This window comes from Caballeronia sp. SBC1 (assembly GCF_011493005.1).
Lineage (GTDB): Bacteria > Pseudomonadota > Gammaproteobacteria > Burkholderiales > Burkholderiaceae > Caballeronia.
Genome location: NZ_CP049158.1, coordinates 151301 through 177564, shown reverse-complemented (window position 1 = coordinate 177564; position 26264 = coordinate 151301). Strand labels below are relative to the sequence as shown.

At 59.5% G+C, this 26264-nt stretch carries 29 protein-coding genes and 2 pseudogenes; 21 read left to right on the top strand and 10 right to left on the bottom strand.

Annotated features, from left to right (window positions below; genetic code table 11):
* Nucleotides 1-7 precede the first annotated feature (7 nt).
* Nucleotides 8-229, bottom strand: coding sequence for a YdcH family protein (locus SBC1_RS27695; RefSeq protein WP_031362537.1), 222 nt, complete (start codon nucleotides 227-229; stop codon nucleotides 8-10).
* Nucleotides 230-445: 216 nt separating this feature from the next.
* Here SBC1_RS27695 and SBC1_RS27690 point away from each other — a divergent pair, with 216 nt between their 5' ends.
* On the top strand, nucleotides 446-754 hold the full coding sequence (locus SBC1_RS27690; protein ID WP_165102174.1) for a helix-turn-helix domain-containing protein: 309 nt from the start codon (nucleotides 446-448) through the stop codon (nucleotides 752-754).
* A 105-nt stretch (nucleotides 755-859) separates the two neighbouring features.
* Entirely contained in the window at nucleotides 860-1081 is a 222-nt protein-coding gene (locus SBC1_RS27685) for a SymE family type I addiction module toxin (protein ID WP_165102171.1), read from the top strand.
* A gap of 353 nt (nucleotides 1082-1434) precedes the next feature.
* Here the strand turns inward: SBC1_RS27685 and SBC1_RS27680 are convergent, their stop codons facing one another.
* The 3 genes and pseudogenes from SBC1_RS27680 to SBC1_RS40690 form a co-directional block, all read right to left on the bottom strand.
* Nucleotides 1435-1887, bottom strand: coding sequence for an RHS repeat-associated core domain-containing protein (locus tag SBC1_RS27680; protein ID WP_165102168.1), 453 nt, complete (start codon nucleotides 1885-1887; stop codon nucleotides 1435-1437).
* Between the two features lie 289 nt (nucleotides 1888-2176).
* Nucleotides 2177-2698 carry a hypothetical protein gene (locus tag SBC1_RS27675; protein WP_165102165.1) on the bottom strand — a complete coding sequence of 174 codons (522 nt, stop codon included), beginning with the start codon at nucleotides 2696-2698 and terminating at the stop codon, nucleotides 2177-2179.
* 420 nt (nucleotides 2699-3118) lie between these two features.
* Nucleotides 3119-3265 (bottom strand): annotated as a pseudogene (locus SBC1_RS40690) (RHS repeat-associated core domain-containing protein); the annotation flags it as partial.
* Nucleotides 3266-4219: 954 nt separating this feature from the next.
* Between SBC1_RS40690 and SBC1_RS27665 the strand changes: the two are divergent.
* Together SBC1_RS27665 and SBC1_RS27660 are read left to right on the top strand one after the other, a co-directional pair.
* Nucleotides 4220-4474: a type II toxin-antitoxin system HicA family toxin gene (locus tag SBC1_RS27665; protein ID WP_165102153.1), complete on the top strand. Its 255-nt coding sequence runs from the start codon at nucleotides 4220-4222 to the stop codon at nucleotides 4472-4474.
* Entirely contained in the window at nucleotides 4471-4803 is a 333-nt protein-coding gene (locus tag SBC1_RS27660; RefSeq protein ID WP_165102150.1) for a type II toxin-antitoxin system HicB family antitoxin, read from the top strand. Before SBC1_RS27665 ends, SBC1_RS27660 begins: the two co-directional genes overlap by 4 nt.
* 114 nt (nucleotides 4804-4917) lie before the next feature.
* Here SBC1_RS27660 and xerC (SBC1_RS27655) read toward each other — a convergent pair whose 3' ends face one another.
* The gene (gene xerC / locus SBC1_RS27655) at nucleotides 4918-5949 is read right to left on the bottom strand and encodes a site-specific tyrosine recombinase XerC (protein WP_165102147.1); all 1032 of its coding nucleotides are present in this window, start codon (nucleotides 5947-5949) and stop codon (nucleotides 4918-4920) included.
* Nucleotides 5950-6379: 430 nt separating this feature from the next.
* Between xerC (SBC1_RS27655) and SBC1_RS27650 the strand changes: the two genes are divergently transcribed.
* From SBC1_RS27650 to istB (SBC1_RS27635), 4 genes are read left to right on the top strand one after another with little or no spacing between them, the layout of a single operon-like run.
* Complete coding sequence (locus tag SBC1_RS27650) at nucleotides 6380-6880, top strand: hypothetical protein (protein ID WP_165097078.1); 501 nt, start codon at nucleotides 6380-6382, stop codon at nucleotides 6878-6880.
* On the top strand, nucleotides 6852-7250 hold the full coding sequence (locus SBC1_RS27645) for a hypothetical protein (RefSeq protein ID WP_147408238.1): 399 nt from the start codon (nucleotides 6852-6854) through the stop codon (nucleotides 7248-7250). Before SBC1_RS27650 ends, SBC1_RS27645 begins: the two co-directional genes overlap by 29 nt.
* The gene (gene istA / locus SBC1_RS27640; RefSeq protein WP_165097075.1) at nucleotides 7243-8730 is read left to right on the top strand and encodes an IS21 family transposase; all 1488 of its coding nucleotides are present in this window, start codon (nucleotides 7243-7245) and stop codon (nucleotides 8728-8730) included. Before SBC1_RS27645 ends, istA (SBC1_RS27640) begins: the two co-directional genes overlap by 8 nt.
* Nucleotides 8708-9508, top strand: coding sequence for an IS21-like element helper ATPase IstB (istB, locus tag SBC1_RS27635; protein WP_165097072.1), 801 nt, complete (start codon nucleotides 8708-8710; stop codon nucleotides 9506-9508). The genes istA (SBC1_RS27640) and istB (SBC1_RS27635) overlap by 23 nt, the downstream gene beginning before the upstream one ends.
* Nucleotides 9509-9542: 34 nt before the next feature.
* Here istB (SBC1_RS27635) and SBC1_RS27630 read toward each other — a convergent pair whose 3' ends face one another.
* Nucleotides 9543-12434, bottom strand: a complete 2892-nt coding sequence (locus tag SBC1_RS27630) for a CHC2 zinc finger domain-containing protein (RefSeq protein ID WP_165102138.1) — start codon at nucleotides 12432-12434, stop codon at nucleotides 9543-9545.
* Between the two features lie 103 nt (nucleotides 12435-12537).
* On the opposite strand from SBC1_RS27630, the gene SBC1_RS27625 reads away from it, so the two are divergent.
* From SBC1_RS27625 to SBC1_RS40435, 3 genes are all read left to right on the top strand, one after another.
* Nucleotides 12538-12930 carry a helix-turn-helix domain-containing protein gene (locus SBC1_RS27625; protein ID WP_165102134.1) on the top strand — a complete coding sequence of 131 codons (393 nt, stop codon included), beginning with the start codon at nucleotides 12538-12540 and terminating at the stop codon, nucleotides 12928-12930.
* Between the two features lie 104 nt (nucleotides 12931-13034).
* A complete protein-coding gene (locus SBC1_RS27620) occupies nucleotides 13035-13256 on the top strand; it encodes a SymE family type I addiction module toxin (protein ID WP_165102130.1) in 222 nt (73 codons plus the stop codon).
* Between the two features lie 43 nt (nucleotides 13257-13299).
* Entirely contained in the window at nucleotides 13300-13422 is a 123-nt protein-coding gene (locus SBC1_RS40435) for a hypothetical protein (RefSeq protein WP_255541724.1), read from the top strand.
* 274 nt (nucleotides 13423-13696) lie between these two features.
* On the opposite strand, the gene SBC1_RS40125 is transcribed toward SBC1_RS40435, so the two are convergent.
* Complete coding sequence (locus SBC1_RS40125) at nucleotides 13697-14452, bottom strand: toxin C-terminal domain-containing protein (RefSeq protein WP_241202348.1); 756 nt, start codon at nucleotides 14450-14452, stop codon at nucleotides 13697-13699.
* Nucleotides 14453-15214: 762 nt separating this feature from the next.
* Here SBC1_RS40125 and SBC1_RS27605 point away from each other — a divergent pair.
* Together SBC1_RS27605 and SBC1_RS27600 are read left to right on the top strand one after the other, a co-directional pair.
* The gene (locus SBC1_RS27605; protein ID WP_165102153.1) at nucleotides 15215-15469 is read left to right on the top strand and encodes a type II toxin-antitoxin system HicA family toxin; all 255 of its coding nucleotides are present in this window, start codon (nucleotides 15215-15217) and stop codon (nucleotides 15467-15469) included.
* Complete coding sequence (locus SBC1_RS27600) at nucleotides 15466-15798, top strand: type II toxin-antitoxin system HicB family antitoxin (RefSeq protein ID WP_165102150.1); 333 nt, start codon at nucleotides 15466-15468, stop codon at nucleotides 15796-15798. Before SBC1_RS27605 ends, SBC1_RS27600 begins: the two co-directional genes overlap by 4 nt.
* 114 nt (nucleotides 15799-15912) lie before the next feature.
* Here SBC1_RS27600 and xerC (SBC1_RS27595) read toward each other — a convergent pair whose 3' ends face one another.
* Entirely contained in the window at nucleotides 15913-16944 is a 1032-nt protein-coding gene (gene xerC, locus SBC1_RS27595) for a site-specific tyrosine recombinase XerC (protein WP_165102147.1), read from the bottom strand.
* Nucleotides 16945-17374: 430 nt separating this feature from the next.
* On the opposite strand from xerC (SBC1_RS27595), the gene SBC1_RS27590 reads away from it, so the two are divergent.
* Genes SBC1_RS27590 through istB (SBC1_RS27575) form a run of 4 tightly spaced genes read left to right on the top strand, consistent with a single transcriptional unit; the run spans nucleotide 17375 to nucleotide 20503 of the window.
* The gene (locus SBC1_RS27590) at nucleotides 17375-17875 is read left to right on the top strand and encodes a hypothetical protein (RefSeq protein WP_165097078.1); all 501 of its coding nucleotides are present in this window, start codon (nucleotides 17375-17377) and stop codon (nucleotides 17873-17875) included.
* Nucleotides 17847-18245, top strand: a complete 399-nt coding sequence (locus tag SBC1_RS27585; protein ID WP_147408238.1) for a hypothetical protein — start codon at nucleotides 17847-17849, stop codon at nucleotides 18243-18245. Before SBC1_RS27590 ends, SBC1_RS27585 begins: the two co-directional genes overlap by 29 nt.
* Nucleotides 18238-19725, top strand: a complete 1488-nt coding sequence (istA, locus tag SBC1_RS27580) for an IS21 family transposase (RefSeq protein WP_165097075.1) — start codon at nucleotides 18238-18240, stop codon at nucleotides 19723-19725. The genes SBC1_RS27585 and istA (SBC1_RS27580) overlap by 8 nt, the downstream gene beginning before the upstream one ends.
* The gene (gene istB, locus SBC1_RS27575; protein ID WP_165097072.1) at nucleotides 19703-20503 is read left to right on the top strand and encodes an IS21-like element helper ATPase IstB; all 801 of its coding nucleotides are present in this window, start codon (nucleotides 19703-19705) and stop codon (nucleotides 20501-20503) included. Before istA (SBC1_RS27580) ends, istB (SBC1_RS27575) begins: the two co-directional genes overlap by 23 nt.
* 34 nt (nucleotides 20504-20537) lie before the next feature.
* On the opposite strand, the gene SBC1_RS27570 is transcribed toward istB (SBC1_RS27575), so the two are convergent.
* Nucleotides 20538-23429 (bottom strand): CHC2 zinc finger domain-containing protein, encoded by a 2892-nt coding sequence (locus SBC1_RS27570; protein WP_165102138.1) that lies wholly within the window; start codon nucleotides 23427-23429, stop codon nucleotides 20538-20540.
* A gap of 103 nt (nucleotides 23430-23532) precedes the next feature.
* On the opposite strand from SBC1_RS27570, the gene SBC1_RS27565 reads away from it, so the two are divergent.
* The 3 genes from SBC1_RS27565 to SBC1_RS40430 all read left to right on the top strand — a co-directional run bounded on the left by SBC1_RS27565 (nucleotide 23533) and on the right by SBC1_RS40430 (nucleotide 24417).
* Nucleotides 23533-23925: a helix-turn-helix domain-containing protein gene (locus SBC1_RS27565; protein ID WP_165102134.1), complete on the top strand. Its 393-nt coding sequence runs from the start codon at nucleotides 23533-23535 to the stop codon at nucleotides 23923-23925.
* A 104-nt stretch (nucleotides 23926-24029) separates the two neighbouring features.
* Nucleotides 24030-24251, top strand: a complete 222-nt coding sequence (locus SBC1_RS27560) for a SymE family type I addiction module toxin (RefSeq protein ID WP_165102130.1) — start codon at nucleotides 24030-24032, stop codon at nucleotides 24249-24251.
* A gap of 43 nt (nucleotides 24252-24294) precedes the next feature.
* The gene (locus tag SBC1_RS40430; protein WP_255541724.1) at nucleotides 24295-24417 is read left to right on the top strand and encodes a hypothetical protein; all 123 of its coding nucleotides are present in this window, start codon (nucleotides 24295-24297) and stop codon (nucleotides 24415-24417) included.
* Nucleotides 24418-24691: 274 nt separating this feature from the next.
* Here the strand turns inward: SBC1_RS40430 and SBC1_RS27555 are convergent, their stop codons facing one another.
* Nucleotides 24692-25000 carry a toxin C-terminal domain-containing protein gene (locus SBC1_RS27555; protein ID WP_241202346.1) on the bottom strand — a complete coding sequence of 103 codons (309 nt, stop codon included), beginning with the start codon at nucleotides 24998-25000 and terminating at the stop codon, nucleotides 24692-24694.
* 91 nt (nucleotides 25001-25091) lie between these two features.
* Here SBC1_RS27555 and SBC1_RS27550 point away from each other — a divergent pair.
* Nucleotides 25092-26191: pseudogene (locus SBC1_RS27550) on the top strand (IS5 family transposase).
* Nucleotides 26192-26264 lie beyond the last annotated feature (73 nt).

The window sequence follows — 26264 nt, the reverse complement described above, 5'->3', positions numbered from 1 at the left end:
TGCTCGCTTAAGCCGGCGTCGCGGCCTTCTTCAAGACAACATAGAGCTTGTCCTTCAAAAGCAGCTTTTCCTTCTTGAGCGTTTCGATGGTCCGACCGTCCGCGGGTAGCGGCCCACCCTCCATGTTCTTGATCTCATGATCCAGTTCGTTGTGACGCTGAAACAGTCGGGCGAAGTGGGCATCTTCAGTCTTGAGCGTGGAAATCAGATCGCGAAATTCTGGAAACATCGGTAGCTCCTCATGCAATTTGCGGGCATGCCCGCAGGGTCAGTAAGCCTGGATATCTTGGCATTACTACACAAGTCCCGTGTTGATATTGCGCGTGTTTGCGCGAGTTTTGGCTTGGGCAGGTTGGGTTTGGGACGTGCGCGAAGGAAGAACGGCAGATAGAGAAACAATCGGGCTGATAGAGCTCAAATTCGCCTGTTGCGCTCCGCGAGACAGATGACCCAGGCGCGCCTCGCTGAGCTACTGGAAGTCAACCCTCGTGTCTATAACCGTTGGGAATGCGGCCCGGCACCGCCGCAGTTCGATACTGTCGTGCGGATCGCCGATATCTTGCAGATCACGCCCGATGAACTGGCCGGGCGAACGCCCGCCCCGGCTGAGCCCAAGATTCACAACCACGAGTTATTGAACCTCGACCAACAGGTGGACAGCTTGCCCGATGCCGAGCAGCAAGCACTTATTCTGGTGATGGACAGTTTCGTCAGGAAGACGCAGGTTCAGAAGGTCATGAACCGCTGGCGATAGGCGGATCATGAAGCAGATGTAGAAAGCCGTAAACGAAGCGCGGGCGATGAGAGCTGAAACACTCACCGCCCGCTGACCACCACCAACTCACCAAAGGAATTGACCATGGCTAATGCCAATCATAAAGCAGCCGCTGGATTTCCTGAACGCTCCGTCAAGGTCCAACAGTCTCTTCGCCAAGCCTGGCCTTCACACCTGAACAAGCCGCCGAAGCTTTATCCGTGGATCAAGCTCTCCGGCCGATGGATAGAACACGCCGGATTCCTCCTCGGCCAGCAAGTGCGTATCACCGTCGAGCACGGCAAGCTCATCATTACCGCCGCTTAAAACAACGAAAGGCCACGTCAGCGGCCCTTCGTTTTTCAATACTCCTAAAGCCCTATGGGCGAACTTTCTACAACGATCGCAACGCACCAATTCACAAGTTCGCAATCACATTTAATCCCGATTATTGCGAATGATCTCGTCTAATAGGTCCAAGCCACCTGCCTCTCCTTCTGAGCCAGAGAATATGCAAATTTCTGAGTGGCCATCTCGAAACACGTCTATCTCAATGCGCATCCCGACTACAGTGACTGACACTAGCACCGTGTCCAATCGATTTCGGCTCAATGTATAGTGAATCTTTGCGTCATCGAGCTTCTCAAGCAGATCAAATAGCGAATCCATAATCGACATTCCTATTTCTTGAAACGATTATCGTTGAGAAGCTTCAGCGCTTTTCGAGCGTCCTTGTTACCGCTGTTCGCATCGCTTTGAATATCCTTCAACGTTGAATTTAAATACTGACCAGGGAATTCACGCAGCACCGAACCTTTGCACTCGCTGGAAATAATATCGCAGGCATAGATACCCCCTCTATCGACAGCAGCAGTCTTTATGTCATTGCTGGCAGGCGCTTCCTTCTTCTCCGCCGCCGGCATGGTGAACGCCACACCATCAAGCTTGGGCGCAGTGCCTGAAGCCGCCGCTACATTGGTATTAAAGTTACTTCCCGTTTGGGTTTTCGCAAGCAACCCGGTCGGATCCGTAAAGTTCACCGGATTGTTCTTCACATACGCATACAGGTTCAGATCGTCCTTCGTCCCGATCGGATCCGTCTGCAAGAACCTCCCCAACACCGGCGAGTACATCCGGGCCTTGTAATAGTACAGCCCCAACGGTGCTACAAATTCACTGCTGTGTGGACACCTATCGTAGCCAATCGTAGATGTGGTCGAGACGTCAGCAAATAGGTATTTCCCGCCGAATACGGTAACCCATCATTACCGCCGATTAAAACGATGAAGGGCCGCTTGATGCGGCCCTTCATTTTCACACCATCATTGACGAGATCTGATATCTGCGCCAACGTCTGCTTCAAGCAGCTGCACGCTACGAATCTAGGCAGGGCACTCCAAAACAAGTATCCCTATCGCGCAATCACTTTAATAAACTAAATCGCCGCATAGCCTCCGATGGTTCCCAGAAGTCGTGCGGAAACTCAGGCGATTGAGGCAAACCGACCGTCGTCGCCAACTCCGCGAGCTCAATTGAATATTCGCCGTGAACATGCCACTTCATAGATGCGGGAAAGAGAAGATAAGCATTAGTAGTCGACAGCGCAAACACAGGACCCGCATCTTTACTGGGCGCTTCATGGAGTGCCTTAATATACTCCCTCGCCGTCATGCTGATATCCAATTGAATCAAGGGAAATACACCGAATTTTTTTTCAAATTCGGTACTTTCTCCTTGCTCTATATCATAAAAATAGACGATCTCGTCTTCACTAAGCCGACTGAGTTCAACAATATACGGCCAGAATCCCTTCACCAGAAACTCACTCCATTCGAAATAATGAAGCGATGCTTGTGATTTTTTTCTATCGACCTGCCAATGCTTTAGCGAACTCGCTTGAGTCGATATTCGTTCGTACACGGCGGCGTCATCTATATAAGTCATAGGTAGTCACTTCAAGCGAATTTTGCTAACTAAGTTCCCGCCTACCAAAAAGTCGGCAGAAGGTCCTCCTGTGGACGTGGCTTCATTCCGCACCGTGTACTGCACGTCCCCCTTTGTATATAACGTAACATCCTTTGCACCGCCCTTCGAGCTCGCAGAGAACCCATTGCTTAACAGATTACTTTCAAACTGAGCACGGGTGAGGTCGACTGACGCATTTGGAGTGCTACGCCCGATGGTAACGTCTACCCGGCCAGTCGAAGCACCCGCTGCCTCCGGACCTCCTGCCACGCCGATTGCGTTGTAAATAGCCTGCGCTATTCTCAATGCCGGGACTAACGCAGCCTCTGGATATACAGGCGTTATTGCATCTCGGCCCGCTCCCTGCCCAAACAAATCGGACTGCGAGCATTGCCCAGCTAATCCTAAAGGATCCGTAAAGTTCACCGGATTGTTCTTCACATACGCATACAGATTCAGATCGTCTTTCGTCCCGATCGGATCCGTCTGCAGAAACCGCCCCAACGCAGGCGAGTACATCCGGGCCTTGTAATAGTACAGCCCCAAATCTGTTTGCTTTGACGCACATTCCCCTCGCGCAGGACGCTTTCCCTTATCTGGCAAGCTTTCCCGCGATATCGCCTGCATTACGGAGAGAATTTTTCCAGACGCGAGTTTCCATTGTTTCGCATCTCGAAACAAGTTCGTTTTCGGGGTTCGGCCGTCGCGCACCGACGCGTGAACAACTCCCCCGATCACTCAACGACTCCACCAACGCCGACCCCGTCAAGGCCGCGCAGCGCCCGCAGGGCTTGGCCTTGACGGTCACCCGGTTCTCGACGCTGGGCCATGCGGTGCAAGACGGGTTTTAGGCTTGCACCGCATGTAAAACGCCGTGGCTTTTGCCTGTTCGTATCGGTGGGTTTTCCGTTACGCAGTAACGGCTGGATGGGGAGCCCCTTGGGGGCGGACGGGTGGAGGGCTGCGAGCACGGAGCGAGAGGCCGCACAGCGGCCGAAGCCCGAGCGCAGCAGACGGCCCGGGCGGGCCGGGCTCATTCCATTGGTTGGCCGCGACGCGGCCCCTGTTATGTCCTGCGCGAAGCGCCTTGCATGGCTTGGTCTTGCGTACTCCACGTCGGCCGCCACGCGGCCCTGATCTCTTCAAGCGCGCACGCGCGTGACTCGGCCGGGGGCGCCAGACATAACGCAAATTAGCGATGGGCGACGGGACAGGGCGCAACGCGCACCTACCCGGCGCCCAGCGCTAATTTCCAAGCGTTATGTTCAATTGGCCGCAAGGCCAATTTACCCCCGGCCTCGTTCCCCGGCCGCAAGGCCGCTGGACATTCTTAGCCTTCGGGCCGCAAGGCCCGCACACGATGCCTGTGCGCCTTTATTCGTCTCTCTGGATATGTCGTTGACTCTTCGTTCTTCTGACATCGCCTTTCATCGTCGATCACTTCTTGCGAGCTTCGTATCACGCACTCAACACGGTACCATTTTGTAGTACCATATAGCCATGAAACGAGCCCACACCAAGACCCTTGAACTCATCTTTGCACGCCCCGTCTCGGCCAACGTGCGCTGGGCCGATATCGAGGCGCTTTTTCTCGAACTGGGCGCCACCATCACCGAACGCGAAGGCTCGCGGATCGCGGTCGTACTGTTTGGCCAAGTGCAGGTCTATCACCGCCCGCATCCCCGGCCAACTACCGATAAAGGTGCCATCGCCAGCGTGCGCAAGTGGCTCGAATCGAACGGAGTAAAACCATGAACATCCTGAGCATCGACAACTATCGTGCCGTCGTCACCTACGACCCGGACACTGACATGCTGCGCGGCGAATTCCTTGGCCTCAACGGCGGCGCAGACTTCTACGCGAGCGACATCCCCACGCTCAAGACCGAGGGAGCCAAGTCCTTGGCCGTATTCCTCGACGTCTGCCGCGAGAACGGTATCGATCCGGTGCGCCATTTCTCCGGCCGCTTCAATGCCCGCATCGATCCCGAGCTTCATGCACGTGCTGTCGAAACGGCTGCGGCTGAGGGCATTAGCCTCAACCAACTCATCGAACGCGCTATCGAACACGAAGTGCGCACCTGAGCGCTGTTTTGGGCGCACGCGTCCCGTTACCCGTTACGAACTTTGCGTGGATCTGTTCGCGTCTTTGACTCTTCGTCGCTCACTTCGTCGCCGTCGTCATCGTCCGCCTCCGCCTCAATGGCAGCTACGACCCGGAGGTAGCCCCATGGGGAGAGAAGCAGCATCCAGCCCGGCCGGGTGCGTCGCCGCATGAATCTCCCGAAGCTTGCCAATCGACACGTGCGTGTAAATCTGCGTGCTCGTCAGATCCGCATGCCCCAGCAGCATCTGGATGAACCGCACGTCCGCGCCGTTATCCAGCATGTGCGTCGCGCACGCATGGCGCAGCGCGTGGCACGAGCCTTTATCGATTCCCGCACGGCGCATGTACCGCGTCACGATCGCGCTCAGTTGTCCCAGCGTGAACGCCGTCCCGTAGTCCGTCAGGAACAGCGACCATTGCTCCGTATGCACCACCAGCGCCGTGCGCTCCTCGAGCAGATAACGCTCAACCCACGCGCACGCACGCTCGCCAACCGGCACGAACCGGTCACGCCGGCCTTTACCCTGCCGGATCGCAATCGTGCGCGTATCCAGGTCGATATCGCCCAGCTGCAACTGCGCGATCTCCATCCGGCGCATCCCCGTGCTGTACAGCACCTCCAGCAACGCCCGATCGCGCATGCCCGTCACCGACTCCAGATCCGGCTTCCCCATCAGCGCCTCGACCTGTGCCACCGACAGCACCACCTTGGGCAACGCGTGCGGCTTTCTCGGCAGCACCAGTTCCGAGCCCGCGTTGTACTGCACGTACCGCTGCCGGGCGAGCCACCGGCACAGCCCCTTTACCGCCACCAGCAACGTATGCTGTGTGCGGATCGCCAACGCGTGACCGTCCGTCTTTCGATGCAAATAAAGATGCCGCTGCCACGTCTCCAGCACCGCCCGCGTAATCTCTTCGGGCTGGCTCAAGCCCCGCGTATCGAACCACTTCACGAACTGCTCCAGCCCCCGCTGGCGTGTGCGCTGTGTCGCCGGCGTGCAGCCGGTCATCGCCAGCCAATCCACGTACAGATGCACATACGCCATCAGCGCATTGTCCGGCTTCTCCTGCGTGCGCCAGCCGCCCTCGCGCTGGCGGCGCAACCGCTGTTTCACGCGCGCCATCACATCGGCCCTTGGGTGTACGACGCAGGACTTACGACGCCGATTTTTTTATTCTCTCTGAAGTGCGTTTCGGCACCATTCATCGGCTGACCGGCGCTCGCCCTCGGCCCGTCTGCCTCGGCGACGTTTTTCTCACCCCGCGATGGGGCCGATATAGGCCCGCTTTGAGCCCGCGTTGACCCCGCGAACTCCCCCTCTGTCATCGGCGTTCTGAAAGTCGTCAAAAATTGACGGCGTGAAAGTGTTTTTTCTTCCTGCATTTTCTTGCCCAAATTCATCTCTCTAGAACCTGGCTTTTCTTCGGTTCTTCGTCGCTTCTTCGTCGGTCTTTTCCTTGGCTGTGCTGATGACCCTGCCTGTTCTTCGCGCGCGCTGCGTGGGCTTAGCTCGCGCAGCGGCGCATGATCTGGCCCCAGGGAGGGGCCGGTCCATGACACGCCAAAGACAGCGTAAGTGCCTGGGTTGCGGGACGTTGTTCCGGCCGGATCCGCGCAATGTGCGGCACCAGCGGTATTGCTGCCAAGCCGCGTGCCGTCAGGCGAGCAAGGCGGCCAGTCAACGCCGGTGGCTTTCCCTACCTGAGAACCAGGACTACTTCCGCGGCGCGGAGAACGTCGTGCGAGTACAGCGCTGGCGTGGCGAGCATCCGGGGTACTGGCGGCATCCAGGCTCACCAGCGGCCGGTGCGTTACAAGATGACTGCCGCACGCAAGCCATTGAAATAAAAGAGGAATCCGCATTCTTAGTGGGCGAGGCGTTACAAGAGGCCTTATCGGCGCAACCGGCCGTGCTGATTGGGCTGATCGCCCATTTAACCGACAGTGCGTTACAAGAGGACATCGCGCGCAGCACCCGGCGACTGCTACAACTGGGAAAGGACATCTTGAGCGGGGGGCGCGAGCATGCCGATCAAGCGAGTCATCTGCCCTGAGCGGATGCGGCAGATTCCGGCGCACTTCAGCTGGGTCGATCACCGGCTGGTGCGCGAGCGGTATATCGAGCGCTGTGACGCGTGTGCCGCCGCGCTGTACCTGTTTCTGGTCACTGTCGCCGATGCCCAGGGCCTGAGCTATTACGCGGACACGTCGCTGGTGCATCGCCTGTCGATGGCGCCGGCGCGTCTGGAGATGGCCCGCAACGATCTGATCCGTATTGGCTTGATCGCCTGGCAAAGGCCGCTGTATCAGGTGCTGGCGCTGGATGCGCCGCCTCCTGAGTCGGCAGCGTCCCCGCGTGGCCACCCGGATGTGGCCACGCAGCTCGAGCGGCTGCACGCGGCGCTGGGCAAGCGCCATGCTTGACTATGAGGCGTACTGCAAGATCCGCGATTGCCATGATCGGCAGCACCTGACGATTACGCAAACGGCGCGCGCGCTCGGGCTGCATCCGCAAACCGTGACGAAATGGCTCAAGGCCGGTCAGTACCGGCCCCGCCAATCGCCCCCACGCGCCAGCCGACTTGATCCGTTCAAGGCGCAGGTGGTGCGTTGGCTTGACGGGCATCCGTACAGCGCGCAGCAGATCTTCCAGCGCTTGCGCGAAGTTGGCTTTGACGGTGGCTACACGATCGTGCGCGACTATGTGCACAAGGTTCGTCCGCCGCGGCGCCAGGCGTTCCTCAAGCTCGCCTTCGCCCCCGGCGAGTGCGCGCAAATCGACTGGGGCGAATACGGCTCGATTGGCGTCGGCTCGACTCGGCGGCGACTGTCGTTCTTCGTCATGGTGTTGTGCTACAGCCGCCTGATGTATGTGGAATTCACCGTGTCGCAGACGATGGAGCACTTCCTTGCGTGCCATGAGCACGCGTTCGCAGCCATCCATGGTTGCCCGAGGAAGGTGATGGTGGACAATCTGAAGTCCGCCGTGCTGCAACGCCTGGCGGGCGAGGCGCCAGTGTTCAATCCGCGCTACCTCGATGCGGCGCGGCACTGGGGTTTCGACATCGTTGCCTGCAACGTCGGCAAGGGCAACGAGAAAGGCCGGGTGGAAAACGGTGTTGGTTACGTCAAAAAAAATCTCCTCAACGGGCTCGAGCTATCCGAGTTCAGCGCGATCAACCCTGCGGCCCGACTCTGGCTCGACACCATCGCCAATGTGCGCATACACGGTGAGACGCATCAGCGACCCGCCGATCTGTTCGCCGCCGAACAAGCCCATCTGAAACCGCTCAATCCATTACCCTACGACGTTGCACGCATCGTGACGGTACGTGCGTCCAAGCAGTTTCGCGTGGCGTTGGACACCAACCATTATTCCGTGCCGGCACAGTACGCAAGCGAGCGCGTGACGCTCAAAGCCTATCCCGAGCGGGTCTGCATTTACCACGACAACTTGCTGATCGCCCGACATGCCCGCAGCTACGATCGCCGCCAGGACATCGAGGACCCCGAGCATCCGAAGGCACTCCTCGCACAACGCCGCAATGCTCGCGAACAGCGGTTGATGCTGCGCTTCCTGAGTCTGGGCCCTCACGCTCAGGCCTATTACGAAGGGCTCGAGCAACGGCGTGCCAATGCGCGGCAGCACATGCGCAAGATCGTCGCGCTGAGCGAGATCTACGGCATCGAGGCCCTCGCGCGCGCCTTGCAGGATGGGCTCTCGTTCCACGCCTTCAGTTGCGAGTACATCGCCAACATCCTCGAGATGAAAGCACGCGATTTGCCTGAACCCGGCGCGCTGCACCTGATCCGCCATCAGGATTTGCTGGACATCGAACTCGCGCAACCGGATCTCTCACGCTACGGACCGGAGCAGCCCCATGACGACGAAAGCTCAACGTAACACCACAATCGCGCACCCGAGCGAACTCGCCATCGATCCGTTGCGCACGCAGCTCACGGGACTACATCTGGGCTACGTGCTGCAACATTACGAGGCGTTGGCCACCGAGGCGGCGGCGCAGCACTGGTCGCATGTCGACTATTTAGCGAACCTGATCGAAGGTGAAGCGCATCAACGCGAGGATCGCAGTATTGCTCGGCGGGTCGCGCTCGCCCGTTTCCCGGTGCTCAAGACGCTCGATCAATTCGAATGGAATTGGCCCAGCAAGATCAATCGGCTGCAGATCCAGAATCTGTTTCGCCTGAACTTCATCGAAGAGCGAGCCAACGTGATCTTCCTCGGTGGCGTCGGGCTCGGCAAGAGCCATTTGAGTATCGCGCTCGGACATACCGCCTGTCTGCGCGGCTACTCTGTACTCTTCGCCACCGCGGTCGATATCATCAACTCGGTGAACGCCGCATACGCGCATGGCGGGCTCAAGCGTGAACTGCGCCGCTACGTCAAACCGCGCGTGCTCATCGTCGATGAGCTGGGATATTTACCCATCGATAAACAGGGTGCCGACGCGCTGTTCCAGATCATCAGTCAGCGGTACGAGCATGGCGCAACAATCCTCAGTTCAAATCGAGCGTTTAAGCACTGGGCCGAGATCTTCAACCACGACAGCACGCTGACCTCCGCGTTGCTCGATCGCGTCCTCCATCATGCCGAGACCGTCGTCATCGAAGGCAAAAGCTATCGCATGAAAGACCAGAGTGATCCTGAACCCACCACTTGATCATCTCGCCATGGTGAGTTTCAAACCGTCCGTTTTACTTGAAATTGACGCCGCCGCTGACACCCTCTTGCCCCCGCGAACTCTGATTCGTATCGATATCCAGCAGCCCCGCAAGATGGGTCGCACTGCTCCCGTCGCCGTCATAGACCAGTTCATATTCAAAGCTCTGGCCGCGCTTGCCCCGATGCGTCAGCAAGTATTCGAGATCGACCAAACGTTCAAGGTGGGCGCGCGCCTGCGTGTCGCTCGCGCCCGTCCACTCCCGCACTTCCCGCCGGCTGAACCGCACCGACTCGCGCGGCAACGGCTTGCCCTTCACCGCGCACACAATCTGCTCCAGCACTCGCCGCGTCACCGGCGGCAACTCGTCAAGACTGCGCCCCAAGACCTCATGCACCAGCGCGTTCGCGCTCGCAATATCGGCGACCATCACCTCGATGTACGCGAGCTCCGCTCCGGCGTGCCGCACCGTTTTGACCTCTCGCTGGTGCTGGTGCAGCAGCGCGATCGTGTCGATCAGGGTCAGGTACTTTTCATGATCACGCCGCATGCGCGTCTTGTCCGACAGGAACGTCAACTGGTCCGCAAACGGGTTCACCACCGCCAACGGTTTTAACAATCTTTGAGCGTTACGGTGTAACGCCAGAATTTGTTCCTTCTGCGTTTTCAGCTTCAAGCCGCCGAGCGTTCTCTTCTGCCGTTGCAGCCGATGAATCGCCTCGGTCTGCTCACGCCCTTCGTCCACCGTCAGAATCAGACACCGGTTCAATAACTCTTCATCGATCTCGATGGCGGTCGTCGTCAGCATGATCGACACCGGCCCTTCCACCCGGTATTCCTGCGTGACCAGGTTGCCCGTCTGCGCATCCTTGCCCGTGCTCGCAATCGTCAGTTCGCCATCGGACTGCAAGAGCTTGAGCGCATACGCCGCACGGCTCGCCCCCTCCTCCTCGCAGATCGCCAGCACCTTGTGCTTCAGGTTCGTCTCGCCCATATAGAACAGGCTCTGCCCCGTCATGGCGCTGTACTTGATCCGCTCCTCCTCCGGCACGAACGCCAGCACCGCGTCCATCAATGAACTCTTGCCCGCCGCGCTCGAGCTCTGGATCACCACCGCCAGCGGCGCGTCGAGTTTTCTGGAAACAGCCGCCAGATATCCCACGATCTTGTTCGTCTCCTCACCCACCACGCCACACGCGGCGAAGTCGGCCAGGATCCGCGCAAGCAGCTCCGGCTCGCGCAGCAACCCCAGCGCCGCGCGCTCGTCGGCCGCGCTCATCTGCACCCCGGTCGCGGGCGCAGCAGCCGCCCCCTGCAACATCTCCAGCTTCAGCAACATGCGCCCCAGATCGGCCTTCACCGTCTCTTCCTTTAGCCGCAATTCAGCCGCCGCTCGCGCCACGTAATTCGCCCGCGCTTTCGCGTGATACAGGTCGAACGTGTCGACGTGGAACCATTCGCGGCAGCTGGCCAGCACGTTCACTTTCAAGAGGCCCGCGGCCTTCGCATCAAACCCGCGCACCCGATACCGCACCGCGCCCAACGTGAACACAATCTCCGCGTCGCTCACCACGCATTCGAGAGCAAGTGCCGGCGCGGCAGGCGCAACGCTGGCCGCAACCGTTGCGATCTCCGGCGCTTCGGCTTGTGCCACGTCAGCTTGCGTCACTTCGGCTTGCACTGCCTCGGGTTCCGGCTCTTCTTTAGCCGCTAATTTAGCCACTAAGAGAGGAGCGGGGGCAGGCGCATCATCTCCGTTACCGCGTAACGCCTGGACTTCCTGAACGGCTGATTTCACCGCCATTGACGCCACGCTACGCACCGGCCCTTTCCCATTGCCCAGCCACTCGGCGCTACGGATCAGCACGCCTAAACTTTTCACCGCCGGGCTCACCTTCAGCGCGTATTCGTTCGCATCCAGCCCGTGCGGGAACCGCAACCGGTAACACCCGAACCCTTCTTCCATCAACCGCTCAGCCAGCTTCACCGCTGCCGCATCACCTGCTTCGTCCCGGTCATACGCAATCACCACGCGCTCAAGCCCCAGCTCGTGGATCAACGCCAGGTGATCCGCCGTGAACCCCTCCACGCCCCACGACGCCGTCACGTTCCGATATCCCGCGCACCAGAACGTCAGCGCATCGATCACCGACTCGCACAGGATCACTTCCTTCTGACCACGCAAGCCCTCGGCGTTGAACACGCCCCGGCGCGGCCCGGCCAGGTACAGGTGATAAGCCGTCCCCGCGCGCAGGCCCTCGCCAATCTTGCGCCCGTACAAGCCCGCAACGTGCCCCGCTTCGTCACGCCAGTTGAACACGATGCTGCCGTTCAAATGCTCATGCCCGCTCTCGCGGATCACGCCAATGTGCTGCAAGCGGCTGCGGATCGCATCGCCCGCACCGCGGTTCTTCAGCGGCAAACGCAAGCCCAGCGTCCGGTTCGCAAACCCCAATTTGAAGTGATCCGCCGCCCCCGCAATCCCGCGCTTCTCCAGATACGCAAGCGCCTCGGGCGAGCCCTTCAACGTCTGATGGTAATAGTCCACCACCTGGTCAAGCAGCGCCGCGTCGTCCGCGCTCACCGACACCGGCGACTCCAGCACCCGCACCGTCGAGCGCACCGGCCCGATAGCGGCTAAGGAAGGAATCCCCTCCCGCAGCAACTCCACCGCGTGCCGAAACGAGATCCCGTTCGCCTTCATGACCCAATCCACCGGTCCCCCACCGATCCCGCAGCCAAAGCAGTGCCACAGGTTTTTCAACGGCGTCACCACCAGAGACGGCGTGCCGTCAGCATGAAACGGACAGCGCCCACGCCAGTCCTTCCCCGACTTCGCCAGCTCAATCCCGTGCGCACGCACGAGCTGCTCGACCGACACCTCGGCCTTCATGCGCTCAAGCTCAGTTTCGGGAATACGGGCCATGGATCGTCCTTATGCTAAAAACCTGTCAATACTCTAATTGATAGAGTTAACAATACACTGTATAGTGGATTAATAGCAAGTCGGCTCAGAGGGGGTACTTAGAATGGCTGCATCTCTTTTTTCGCTGGGATGCGTTGATATGTCCGTCTTTGCTGAACGACTTCGCCTGTTGCGCTCCGCGAGACAGATCACCCAGGCGCGCCTCGCTGAGCTACTGGAAGTGAACCCTCGTGTCTATAACCGCTGGGAACGCGGCCTGGCAACGCCCCAGTTCGATACCGTCGTGCGGATCGCCGATATCTTGCAGATCACGCTCGATGAACTGGCCGGGCGAACGCCCGCTCCGGCCGAGCCCAAGATTCACAATCACGAGTTATTGAACCTCTACCAACAGGTGGACAGCTTGCCCGATGCCGAGCAGCAGGCGTTGATTCTGGTGATAGACAGTTTCGTCAGGAAGACGCAGGTTCAGAAGGTCATGAACCGCCGGCGATAGGCGGATCACGAAGCAGAGGTAGAAACCGTAAACGAAGCGCGGGCGATGAGTGCGCTAACACTCACCGCCCGCTGACCACCACCAACTCACTCAAGGAGTTGACCATGGCTAACGCCAATCATAAAGCAGCCGCTGGATTTCCTGAACGCTCCGTCAAGGTTCAGCAGTCTCTTCGCCAAGCCTGGCCTTCACACCTGAACAAGCCGCCCAAGCTTTACCCCTGGATCAAGCTCTCCGGGCTCTGGATTGAGCACGCCGGATTCCTCCCCGGCCAGCAAGTGCGCATCACCGTCGAACACGGCAAACTCATCATTACCGCCGCTTAAAACAACAAAGGGCCGCTGACGCGGCCCGTGCCACCCACTCGGTTTGTTCGGCGACGCCATCCGGCAGCTCGAAACCGGCATTGCTCTTTACGATCCGGCGCAGCAGGCGCTCTACCAGTCGATCACGGTCGACGATCCGCGCGTCGTGATAGTTTTCCAGTCTTGATATTTTTCAACAACCACGGCTGAAATGCCTGTGGCCGCTTCAGCGGCCACAGGTTTTACTTCACGCACACAAGACTTAATCGCCGCAGTACACTAAAAGACACTGTCCGCGACTATTCTGGACCAAACTGATAGGCTTTCTAGTGTCACCGTCATCAATTGAAATTTGCACTTCTATCTCTTGATCCTCGAATCGTTGAAGCTCTTGAATAAGCCCGCGAATCGATTTTCCGCGATATTTCCATTCCGGAAACTTCGGATTGTCCGTTTGCATACTATTTTCCTATATAGGTCAAATCAGCACCAAATGTTCCCAGCCGCGTATCTTTGGACATCAAATTCTGAACAGAATCGGCCATTTTCCATGCTCCTCCATTATGCCCGTCAATATCCCTAGTGATAAAACGATTCCCGTCTCGGTAAACGGCTTGACCATTTACCACTGCCGAGGTTTTGCTAAATCCAAGTGCTTCCGCGGCAGCCGTCGCCTCTTTTGTGGTCGCGTACACCGGACCAGACACTGCCCGAACGGCTGAGTTAACCGCGCCCGCCAAAGCACTGCTAACTTCTTTAACACTTGCCACCCCTAAGCAAACACTTGGCCCACCTGTCGAAATGCAGCCGCTGCTGTCAAGTTTTGGCGGTCCACCCAGCGCCATATCCGTAAGTGCCGACTTTTCAGAGCAGGCCGCTAACCCTGTCGGATCGCTGAAGTTGATCGGGTTATTGCCCGCATACGCATACCAGTTCAGGTCATCCGCGTACCCCACCGGATCCGTCTGCAGGAACCTCCCCAACGTCGGCGAGTACATCCGGGCCTTGTAATAGTACAGCCCCAAATCTGTTTGCTTTGACGCACATTCCCCTCGCGCAGGACGCTTTCCCTTATCTGGCAAGCTTTCCCGCGATATCGCCTGCATTACGGAGAGAATTTTTCCAGACGCGAGTTTCCATTGTTTCGCATCTCGAAACAAGTTCGTTTTCGGGGTTCGGCCGTCGCGCACCGACGCGTGAACAACTCCCCCGATCACTCAACGACTCCACCAACGCCGACCCCGTCAAGGCCGCGCAGCGCCCGCAGGGCTTGGCCTTGACGGTCACCCGGTTCTCGACGCTGGGCCATGCGGTGCAAGACGGGTTTTAGGCTTGCACCGCATGTAAAACGCCGTGGCTTTTGCCTGTTCGTATCGGTGGGTTTTCCGTTACGCAGTAACGGCTGGATGGGGAGCCCCTTGGGGGCGGACGGGTGGAGGGCTGCGAGCACGGAGCGAGAGGCCGCACAGCGGCCGAAGCCCGAGCGCAGCAGACGGCCCGGGCGGGCCGGGCTCATTCCATTGGTTGGCCGCGACGCGGCCCCTGTTATGTCCTGCGCGAAGCGCCTTGCATGGCTTGGTCTTGCGTACTCCACGTCGGCCGCCACGCGGCCCTGATCTCTTCAAGCGCGCACGCGCGTGACTCGGCCGGGGGCGCCAGACATAACGCAAATTAGCGATGGGCGACGGGACAGGGCGCAACGCGCACCTACCCGGCGCCCAGCGCTAATTTCCAAGCGTTATGTTCAATTGGCCGCAAGGCCAATTTACCCCCGGCCTCGTTCCCCGGCCGCAAGGCCGCTGGACATTCTTAGCCTTCGGGCCGCAAGGCCCGCACACGATGCCTGTGCGCCTTTATTCGTCTCTCTGGATATGTCGTTGACTCTTCGTTCTTCTGACATCGCCTTTCATCGTCGATCACTTCTTGCGAGCTTCGTATCACGCACTCAACACGGTACCATTTTGTAGTACCATATAGCCATGAAACGAGCCCACACCAAGACCCTTGAACTCATCTTTGCACGCCCCGTCTCGGCCAACGTGCGCTGGGCCGATATCGAGGCGCTTTTTCTCGAACTGGGCGCCACCATCACCGAACGCGAAGGCTCGCGGATCGCGGTCGTACTGTTTGGCCAAGTGCAGGTCTATCACCGCCCGCATCCCCGGCCAACTACCGATAAAGGTGCCATCGCCAGCGTGCGCAAGTGGCTCGAATCGAACGGAGTAAAACCATGAACATCCTGAGCATCGACAACTATCGTGCCGTCGTCACCTACGACCCGGACACTGACATGCTGCGCGGCGAATTCCTTGGCCTCAACGGCGGCGCAGACTTCTACGCGAGCGACATCCCCACGCTCAAGACCGAGGGAGCCAAGTCCTTGGCCGTATTCCTCGACGTCTGCCGCGAGAACGGTATCGATCCGGTGCGCCATTTCTCCGGCCGCTTCAATGCCCGCATCGATCCCGAGCTTCATGCACGTGCTGTCGAAACGGCTGCGGCTGAGGGCATTAGCCTCAACCAACTCATCGAACGCGCTATCGAACACGAAGTGCGCACCTGAGCGCTGTTTTGGGCGCACGCGTCCCGTTACCCGTTACGAACTTTGCGTGGATCTGTTCGCGTCTTTGACTCTTCGTCGCTCACTTCGTCGCCGTCGTCATCGTCCGCCTCCGCCTCAATGGCAGCTACGACCCGGAGGTAGCCCCATGGGGAGAGAAGCAGCATCCAGCCCGGCCGGGTGCGTCGCCGCATGAATCTCCCGAAGCTTGCCAATCGACACGTGCGTGTAAATCTGCGTGCTCGTCAGATCCGCATGCCCCAGCAGCATCTGGATGAACCGCACGTCCGCGCCGTTATCCAGCATGTGCGTCGCGCACGCATGGCGCAGCGCGTGGCACGAGCCTTTATCGATTCCCGCACGGCGCATGTACCGCGTCACGATCGCGCTCAGTTGTCCCAGCGTGAACGCCGTCCCGTAGTCCGTCAGGAACAGCGACCATTGCTCCGTATGCACCACCAGCGCCGTGCGCTCCTCGAGCAGATAACGCTCAACCCACGCGCACGCACGCTCGCCAACCGGCACGAACCGGTCACGCCGGCCTTTACCCTGCCGGATCGCAATCGTGCGCGTATCCAGGTCGATATCGCCCAGCTGCAACTGCGCGATCTCCATCCGGCGCATCCCCGTGCTGTACAGCACCTCCAGCAACGCCCGATCGCGCATGCCCGTCACCGACTCCAGATCCGGCTTCCCCATCAGCGCCTCGACCTGTGCCACCGACAGCACCACCTTGGGCAACGCGTGCGGCTTTCTCGGCAGCACCAGTTCCGAGCCCGCGTTGTACTGCACGTACCGCTGCCGGGCGAGCCACCGGCACAGCCCCTTTACCGCCACCAGCAACGTATGCTGTGTGCGGATCGCCAACGCGTGACCGTCCGTCTTTCGATGCAAATAAAGATGCCGCTGCCACGTCTCCAGCACCGCCCGCGTAATCTCTTCGGGCTGGCTCAAGCCCCGCGTATCGAACCACTTCACGAACTGCTCCAGCCCCCGCTGGCGTGTGCGCTGTGTCGCCGGCGTGCAGCCGGTCATCGCCAGCCAATCCACGTACAGATGCACATACGCCATCAGCGCATTGTCCGGCTTCTCCTGCGTGCGCCAGCCGCCCTCGCGCTGGCGGCGCAACCGCTGTTTCACGCGCGCCATCACATCGGCCCTTGGGTGTACGACGCAGGACTTACGACGCCGATTTTTTTATTCTCTCTGAAGTGCGTTTCGGCACCATTCATCGGCTGACCGGCGCTCGCCCTCGGCCCGTCTGCCTCGGCGACGTTTTTCTCACCCCGCGATGGGGCCGATATAGGCCCGCTTTGAGCCCGCGTTGACCCCGCGAACTCCCCCTCTGTCATCGGCGTTCTGAAAGTCGTCAAAAATTGACGGCGTGAAAGTGTTTTTTCTTCCTGCATTTTCTTGCCCAAATTCATCTCTCTAGAACCTGGCTTTTCTTCGGTTCTTCGTCGCTTCTTCGTCGGTCTTTTCCTTGGCTGTGCTGATGACCCTGCCTGTTCTTCGCGCGCGCTGCGTGGGCTTAGCTCGCGCAGCGGCGCATGATCTGGCCCCAGGGAGGGGCCGGTCCATGACACGCCAAAGACAGCGTAAGTGCCTGGGTTGCGGGACGTTGTTCCGGCCGGATCCGCGCAATGTGCGGCACCAGCGGTATTGCTGCCAAGCCGCGTGCCGTCAGGCGAGCAAGGCGGCCAGTCAACGCCGGTGGCTTTCCCTACCTGAGAACCAGGACTACTTCCGCGGCGCGGAGAACGTCGTGCGAGTACAGCGCTGGCGTGGCGAGCATCCGGGGTACTGGCGGCATCCAGGCTCACCAGCGGCCGGTGCGTTACAAGATGACTGCCGCACGCAAGCCATTGAAATAAAAGAGGAATCCGCATTCTTAGTGGGCGAGGCGTTACAAGAGGCCTTATCGGCGCAACCGGCCGTGCTGATTGGGCTGATCGCCCATTTAACCGACAGTGCGTTACAAGAGGACATCGCGCGCAGCACCCGGCGACTGCTACAACTGGGAAAGGACATCTTGAGCGGGGGGCGCGAGCATGCCGATCAAGCGAGTCATCTGCCCTGAGCGGATGCGGCAGATTCCGGCGCACTTCAGCTGGGTCGATCACCGGCTGGTGCGCGAGCGGTATATCGAGCGCTGTGACGCGTGTGCCGCCGCGCTGTACCTGTTTCTGGTCACTGTCGCCGATGCCCAGGGCCTGAGCTATTACGCGGACACGTCGCTGGTGCATCGCCTGTCGATGGCGCCGGCGCGTCTGGAGATGGCCCGCAACGATCTGATCCGTATTGGCTTGATCGCCTGGCAAAGGCCGCTGTATCAGGTGCTGGCGCTGGATGCGCCGCCTCCTGAGTCGGCAGCGTCCCCGCGTGGCCACCCGGATGTGGCCACGCAGCTCGAGCGGCTGCACGCGGCGCTGGGCAAGCGCCATGCTTGACTATGAGGCGTACTGCAAGATCCGCGATTGCCATGATCGGCAGCACCTGACGATTACGCAAACGGCGCGCGCGCTCGGGCTGCATCCGCAAACCGTGACGAAATGGCTCAAGGCCGGTCAGTACCGGCCCCGCCAATCGCCCCCACGCGCCAGCCGACTTGATCCGTTCAAGGCGCAGGTGGTGCGTTGGCTTGACGGGCATCCGTACAGCGCGCAGCAGATCTTCCAGCGCTTGCGCGAAGTTGGCTTTGACGGTGGCTACACGATCGTGCGCGACTATGTGCACAAGGTTCGTCCGCCGCGGCGCCAGGCGTTCCTCAAGCTCGCCTTCGCCCCCGGCGAGTGCGCGCAAATCGACTGGGGCGAATACGGCTCGATTGGCGTCGGCTCGACTCGGCGGCGACTGTCGTTCTTCGTCATGGTGTTGTGCTACAGCCGCCTGATGTATGTGGAATTCACCGTGTCGCAGACGATGGAGCACTTCCTTGCGTGCCATGAGCACGCGTTCGCAGCCATCCATGGTTGCCCGAGGAAGGTGATGGTGGACAATCTGAAGTCCGCCGTGCTGCAACGCCTGGCGGGCGAGGCGCCAGTGTTCAATCCGCGCTACCTCGATGCGGCGCGGCACTGGGGTTTCGACATCGTTGCCTGCAACGTCGGCAAGGGCAACGAGAAAGGCCGGGTGGAAAACGGTGTTGGTTACGTCAAAAAAAATCTCCTCAACGGGCTCGAGCTATCCGAGTTCAGCGCGATCAACCCTGCGGCCCGACTCTGGCTCGACACCATCGCCAATGTGCGCATACACGGTGAGACGCATCAGCGACCCGCCGATCTGTTCGCCGCCGAACAAGCCCATCTGAAACCGCTCAATCCATTACCCTACGACGTTGCACGCATCGTGACGGTACGTGCGTCCAAGCAGTTTCGCGTGGCGTTGGACACCAACCATTATTCCGTGCCGGCACAGTACGCAAGCGAGCGCGTGACGCTCAAAGCCTATCCCGAGCGGGTCTGCATTTACCACGACAACTTGCTGATCGCCCGACATGCCCGCAGCTACGATCGCCGCCAGGACATCGAGGACCCCGAGCATCCGAAGGCACTCCTCGCACAACGCCGCAATGCTCGCGAACAGCGGTTGATGCTGCGCTTCCTGAGTCTGGGCCCTCACGCTCAGGCCTATTACGAAGGGCTCGAGCAACGGCGTGCCAATGCGCGGCAGCACATGCGCAAGATCGTCGCGCTGAGCGAGATCTACGGCATCGAGGCCCTCGCGCGCGCCTTGCAGGATGGGCTCTCGTTCCACGCCTTCAGTTGCGAGTACATCGCCAACATCCTCGAGATGAAAGCACGCGATTTGCCTGAACCCGGCGCGCTGCACCTGATCCGCCATCAGGATTTGCTGGACATCGAACTCGCGCAACCGGATCTCTCACGCTACGGACCGGAGCAGCCCCATGACGACGAAAGCTCAACGTAACACCACAATCGCGCACCCGAGCGAACTCGCCATCGATCCGTTGCGCACGCAGCTCACGGGACTACATCTGGGCTACGTGCTGCAACATTACGAGGCGTTGGCCACCGAGGCGGCGGCGCAGCACTGGTCGCATGTCGACTATTTAGCGAACCTGATCGAAGGTGAAGCGCATCAACGCGAGGATCGCAGTATTGCTCGGCGGGTCGCGCTCGCCCGTTTCCCGGTGCTCAAGACGCTCGATCAATTCGAATGGAATTGGCCCAGCAAGATCAATCGGCTGCAGATCCAGAATCTGTTTCGCCTGAACTTCATCGAAGAGCGAGCCAACGTGATCTTCCTCGGTGGCGTCGGGCTCGGCAAGAGCCATTTGAGTATCGCGCTCGGACATACCGCCTGTCTGCGCGGCTACTCTGTACTCTTCGCCACCGCGGTCGATATCATCAACTCGGTGAACGCCGCATACGCGCATGGCGGGCTCAAGCGTGAACTGCGCCGCTACGTCAAACCGCGCGTGCTCATCGTCGATGAGCTGGGATATTTACCCATCGATAAACAGGGTGCCGACGCGCTGTTCCAGATCATCAGTCAGCGGTACGAGCATGGCGCAACAATCCTCAGTTCAAATCGAGCGTTTAAGCACTGGGCCGAGATCTTCAACCACGACAGCACGCTGACCTCCGCGTTGCTCGATCGCGTCCTCCATCATGCCGAGACCGTCGTCATCGAAGGCAAAAGCTATCGCATGAAAGACCAGAGTGATCCTGAACCCACCACTTGATCATCTCGCCATGGTGAGTTTCAAACCGTCCGTTTTACTTGAAATTGACGCCGCCGCTGACACCCTCTTGCCCCCGCGAACTCTGATTCGTATCGATATCCAGCAGCCCCGCAAGATGGGTCGCACTGCTCCCGTCGCCGTCATAGACCAGTTCATATTCAAAGCTCTGGCCGCGCTTGCCCCGATGCGTCAGCAAGTATTCGAGATCGACCAAACGTTCAAGGTGGGCGCGCGCCTGCGTGTCGCTCGCGCCCGTCCACTCCCGCACTTCCCGCCGGCTGAACCGCACCGACTCGCGCGGCAACGGCTTGCCCTTCACCGCGCACACAATCTGCTCCAGCACTCGCCGCGTCACCGGCGGCAACTCGTCAAGACTGCGCCCCAAGACCTCATGCACCAGCGCGTTCGCGCTCGCAATATCGGCGACCATCACCTCGATGTACGCGAGCTCCGCTCCGGCGTGCCGCACCGTTTTGACCTCTCGCTGGTGCTGGTGCAGCAGCGCGATCGTGTCGATCAGGGTCAGGTACTTTTCATGATCACGCCGCATGCGCGTCTTGTCCGACAGGAACGTCAACTGGTCCGCAAACGGGTTCACCACCGCCAACGGTTTTAACAATCTTTGAGCGTTACGGTGTAACGCCAGAATTTGTTCCTTCTGCGTTTTCAGCTTCAAGCCGCCGAGCGTTCTCTTCTGCCGTTGCAGCCGATGAATCGCCTCGGTCTGCTCACGCCCTTCGTCCACCGTCAGAATCAGACACCGGTTCAATAACTCTTCATCGATCTCGATGGCGGTCGTCGTCAGCATGATCGACACCGGCCCTTCCACCCGGTATTCCTGCGTGACCAGGTTGCCCGTCTGCGCATCCTTGCCCGTGCTCGCAATCGTCAGTTCGCCATCGGACTGCAAGAGCTTGAGCGCATACGCCGCACGGCTCGCCCCCTCCTCCTCGCAGATCGCCAGCACCTTGTGCTTCAGGTTCGTCTCGCCCATATAGAACAGGCTCTGCCCCGTCATGGCGCTGTACTTGATCCGCTCCTCCTCCGGCACGAACGCCAGCACCGCGTCCATCAATGAACTCTTGCCCGCCGCGCTCGAGCTCTGGATCACCACCGCCAGCGGCGCGTCGAGTTTTCTGGAAACAGCCGCCAGATATCCCACGATCTTGTTCGTCTCCTCACCCACCACGCCACACGCGGCGAAGTCGGCCAGGATCCGCGCAAGCAGCTCCGGCTCGCGCAGCAACCCCAGCGCCGCGCGCTCGTCGGCCGCGCTCATCTGCACCCCGGTCGCGGGCGCAGCAGCCGCCCCCTGCAACATCTCCAGCTTCAGCAACATGCGCCCCAGATCGGCCTTCACCGTCTCTTCCTTTAGCCGCAATTCAGCCGCCGCTCGCGCCACGTAATTCGCCCGCGCTTTCGCGTGATACAGGTCGAACGTGTCGACGTGGAACCATTCGCGGCAGCTGGCCAGCACGTTCACTTTCAAGAGGCCCGCGGCCTTCGCATCAAACCCGCGCACCCGATACCGCACCGCGCCCAACGTGAACACAATCTCCGCGTCGCTCACCACGCATTCGAGAGCAAGTGCCGGCGCGGCAGGCGCAACGCTGGCCGCAACCGTTGCGATCTCCGGCGCTTCGGCTTGTGCCACGTCAGCTTGCGTCACTTCGGCTTGCACTGCCTCGGGTTCCGGCTCTTCTTTAGCCGCTAATTTAGCCACTAAGAGAGGAGCGGGGGCAGGCGCATCATCTCCGTTACCGCGTAACGCCTGGACTTCCTGAACGGCTGATTTCACCGCCATTGACGCCACGCTACGCACCGGCCCTTTCCCATTGCCCAGCCACTCGGCGCTACGGATCAGCACGCCTAAACTTTTCACCGCCGGGCTCACCTTCAGCGCGTATTCGTTCGCATCCAGCCCGTGCGGGAACCGCAACCGGTAACACCCGAACCCTTCTTCCATCAACCGCTCAGCCAGCTTCACCGCTGCCGCATCACCTGCTTCGTCCCGGTCATACGCAATCACCACGCGCTCAAGCCCCAGCTCGTGGATCAACGCCAGGTGATCCGCCGTGAACCCCTCCACGCCCCACGACGCCGTCACGTTCCGATATCCCGCGCACCAGAACGTCAGCGCATCGATCACCGACTCGCACAGGATCACTTCCTTCTGACCACGCAAGCCCTCGGCGTTGAACACGCCCCGGCGCGGCCCGGCCAGGTACAGGTGATAAGCCGTCCCCGCGCGCAGGCCCTCGCCAATCTTGCGCCCGTACAAGCCCGCAACGTGCCCCGCTTCGTCACGCCAGTTGAACACGATGCTGCCGTTCAAATGCTCATGCCCGCTCTCGCGGATCACGCCAATGTGCTGCAAGCGGCTGCGGATCGCATCGCCCGCACCGCGGTTCTTCAGCGGCAAACGCAAGCCCAGCGTCCGGTTCGCAAACCCCAATTTGAAGTGATCCGCCGCCCCCGCAATCCCGCGCTTCTCCAGATACGCAAGCGCCTCGGGCGAGCCCTTCAACGTCTGATGGTAATAGTCCACCACCTGGTCAAGCAGCGCCGCGTCGTCCGCGCTCACCGACACCGGCGACTCCAGCACCCGCACCGTCGAGCGCACCGGCCCGATAGCGGCTAAGGAAGGAATCCCCTCCCGCAGCAACTCCACCGCGTGCCGAAACGAGATCCCGTTCGCCTTCATGACCCAATCCACCGGTCCCCCACCGATCCCGCAGCCAAAGCAGTGCCACAGGTTTTTCAACGGCGTCACCACCAGAGACGGCGTGCCGTCAGCATGAAACGGACAGCGCCCACGCCAGTCCTTCCCCGACTTCGCCAGCTCAATCCCGTGCGCACGCACGAGCTGCTCGACCGACACCTCGGCCTTCATGCGCTCAAGCTCAGTTTCGGGAATACGGGCCATGGATCGTCCTTATGCTAAAAACCTGTCAATACTCTAATTGATAGAGTTAACAATACACTGTATAGTGGATTAATAGCAAGTCGGCTCAGAGGGGGTACTTAGAATGGCTGCATCTCTTTTTTCGCTGGGATGCGTTGATATGTCCGTCTTTGCTGAACGACTTCGCCTGTTGCGCTCCGCGAGACAGATCACCCAGGCGCGCCTCGCTGAGCTACTGGAAGTGAACCCTCGTGTCTATAACCGCTGGGAACGCGGCCTGGCAACGCCCCAGTTCGATACCGTCGTGCGGATCGCCGATATCTTGCAGATCACGCTCGATGAACTGGCCGGGCGAACGCCCGCTCCGGCCGAGCCCAAGATTCACAATCACGAGTTATTGAACCTCTACCAACAGGTGGACAGCTTGCCCGATGCCGAGCAGCAGGCGTTGATTCTGGTGATAGACAGTTTCGTCAGGAAGACGCAGGTTCAGAAGGTCATGAACCGCCGGCGATAGGCGGATCACGAAGCAGAGGTAGAAACCGTAAACGAAGCGCGGGCGATGAGTGCGCTAACACTCACCGCCCGCTGACCACCACCAACTCACTCAAGGAGTTGACCATGGCTAACGCCAATCATAAAGCAGCCGCTGGATTTCCTGAACGCTCCGTCAAGGTTCAGCAGTCTCTTCGCCAAGCCTGGCCTTCACACCTGAACAAGCCGCCCAAGCTTTACCCCTGGATCAAGCTCTCCGGGCTCTGGATTGAGCACGCCGGATTCCTCCCCGGCCAGCAAGTGCGCATCACCGTCGAACACGGCAAACTCATCATTACCGCCGCTTAAAACAACAAAGGGCCGCTGACGCGGCCCGTGCCACCCACTCGGTTTGTTCGGCGACGCCATCCGGCAGCTCGAAACCGGCATTGCTCTTTACGATCCGGCGCAGCAGGCGCTCTACCAGTCGATCACGGTCGACGATCCGCGCGTCGTGATAGTTTTCCAGTCTTGATATTTTTCAACAACCACGGCTGAAATGCCTGTGGCCGCTTCAGCGGCCACAGGTTTTACTTCACGCACACAAGACTTAATCGCCGCAGTACACTAAAAGACACTGTCCGCGACTATTCTGGACCAAACTGATAGGCTTTCTAGTGTCACCGTCATCAATTGAAATTTGCACTTCTATCTCTTGATCCTCGAATCGTTGAAGCTCTTGAATAAGCCCGCGAATCGATTTTCCGCGATATTTCCATTCCGGAAACTTCGGATTGTCCGTTTGCATACTATTTTCCTATATAGGTCAAATCAGCACCAAATGTTCCCAGCCGCGTATCTTTGGACATCAAATTCTGAACAGAATCGGCCATTTTCCATGCTCCTCCATTATGCCCGTCAATATCCCTAGTGATAAAACGATTCCCGTCTCGGTAAACGGCTTGACCATTTACCACTGCCGAGGTTTTGCTAAATCCAAGTGCTTCCGCGGCAGCCGTCGCCTCTTTTGTGGTCGCGTACACCGGACCAGACACTGCCCGAACGGCTGAGTTAACCGCGCCCGCCAAAGCACTGCTAACTTCTTTAACACTTGCCACCCCTAACAGGCTGCGGAAATACCTCACCCCGGAGTCACCCAAAAGGTCAGTTCAAACGTTGTTAGTGAAGACCCCACAACTGTGAGAAGCGATGCGCGGCGCGGATACCTTTACCGAGAATTTGTTCACGTTGCGTAAGCTGGAGGACTTTGTTCCAGCCGATCATCCGCTGCGCTCGATTCGCAAGATGGCCAACGCAGCATTGGCCAGGATGGATCGCTTGTTTGCCGGCATGTACGAGGCTGATATCAAAGGTGGGCGGCCCAGCATTGCCCCGGAGAAGTTGCTGCGCGCGATGCTATTACAAGTGCTCTATAGCGTTCGCTCGGAGCGCCAGTTGATGGAGCAGGTTCAATATAACCTGCTGTTTCGTTGGTTCATCGGCCTGTCGATGGACGATGCCGTTTGGGTGCCCACTGTCTTCACCAAGAACCGCGAGCGCCTGATCAAGCATGACGCGGTCATCGAGTTCTTCAACGAGGTTGTGGGCATTGCCGAGAAGAAGTGCTGGCTTTGCGGTGAGCACTTCAGCGTCGATGGCACGTTAATTCAAGCATGGGCCGGCCATAAAAGCTTTGTGCGCCGCGATGATGATCAGGACCCCGAAGACGGTGGGAGCTTCAAGGGTGAGACGCGCAGCAATGAGACGCATGAATCGAAGAGCGACCCCGATTCGCGGCTGTATCGTAAGGGCAAAACGGCAAGCGAGCTACGCTACATGGGCCACACGTTAAGCGATAACCGCCATGGGCTGATCGCCAGCGCCGTGGTGACGCTGGCCGATGGCTATGCCGAGCGCGAAGCGGCCAAAGTGATGATCAACGATGCCCGCCAGGCGCTTGGCGATCCGACGCGCGAGATCACGCTGGGGGCGGACAAAGGCTATGACGCGGCAGAGTTCATCGAGGCTGCAAGACCATGAAAGTCACGCCTCACGTGGCGCAAAACAACTCAGGCCGCCAGTCGGCGGTGCCCGAGTCAATCGCCCAGAGTGCGGGCTATGCGGTTTCCCAGCAAAAGCGCAAGCTCATCGAACAAGGTTTCGGCTGGGCTAAGAGCATCGGCGGTATGCGTCAAGTGATGGTGCGCGGCTTGAAGAAGGTCGATCAGATGTTTGTGCTGACCATGGCCGCGTACAACCTCGTGCGCATGCGCACCTTGGGAGAGATCCGGCCGTTGCAGCCGCTGTGAGCCAAAAATGCCCAAGAGAGCGTCATAAACAGGTCCGAAAACCGAAATTAACCGGTCCGCATTTCAAACTATG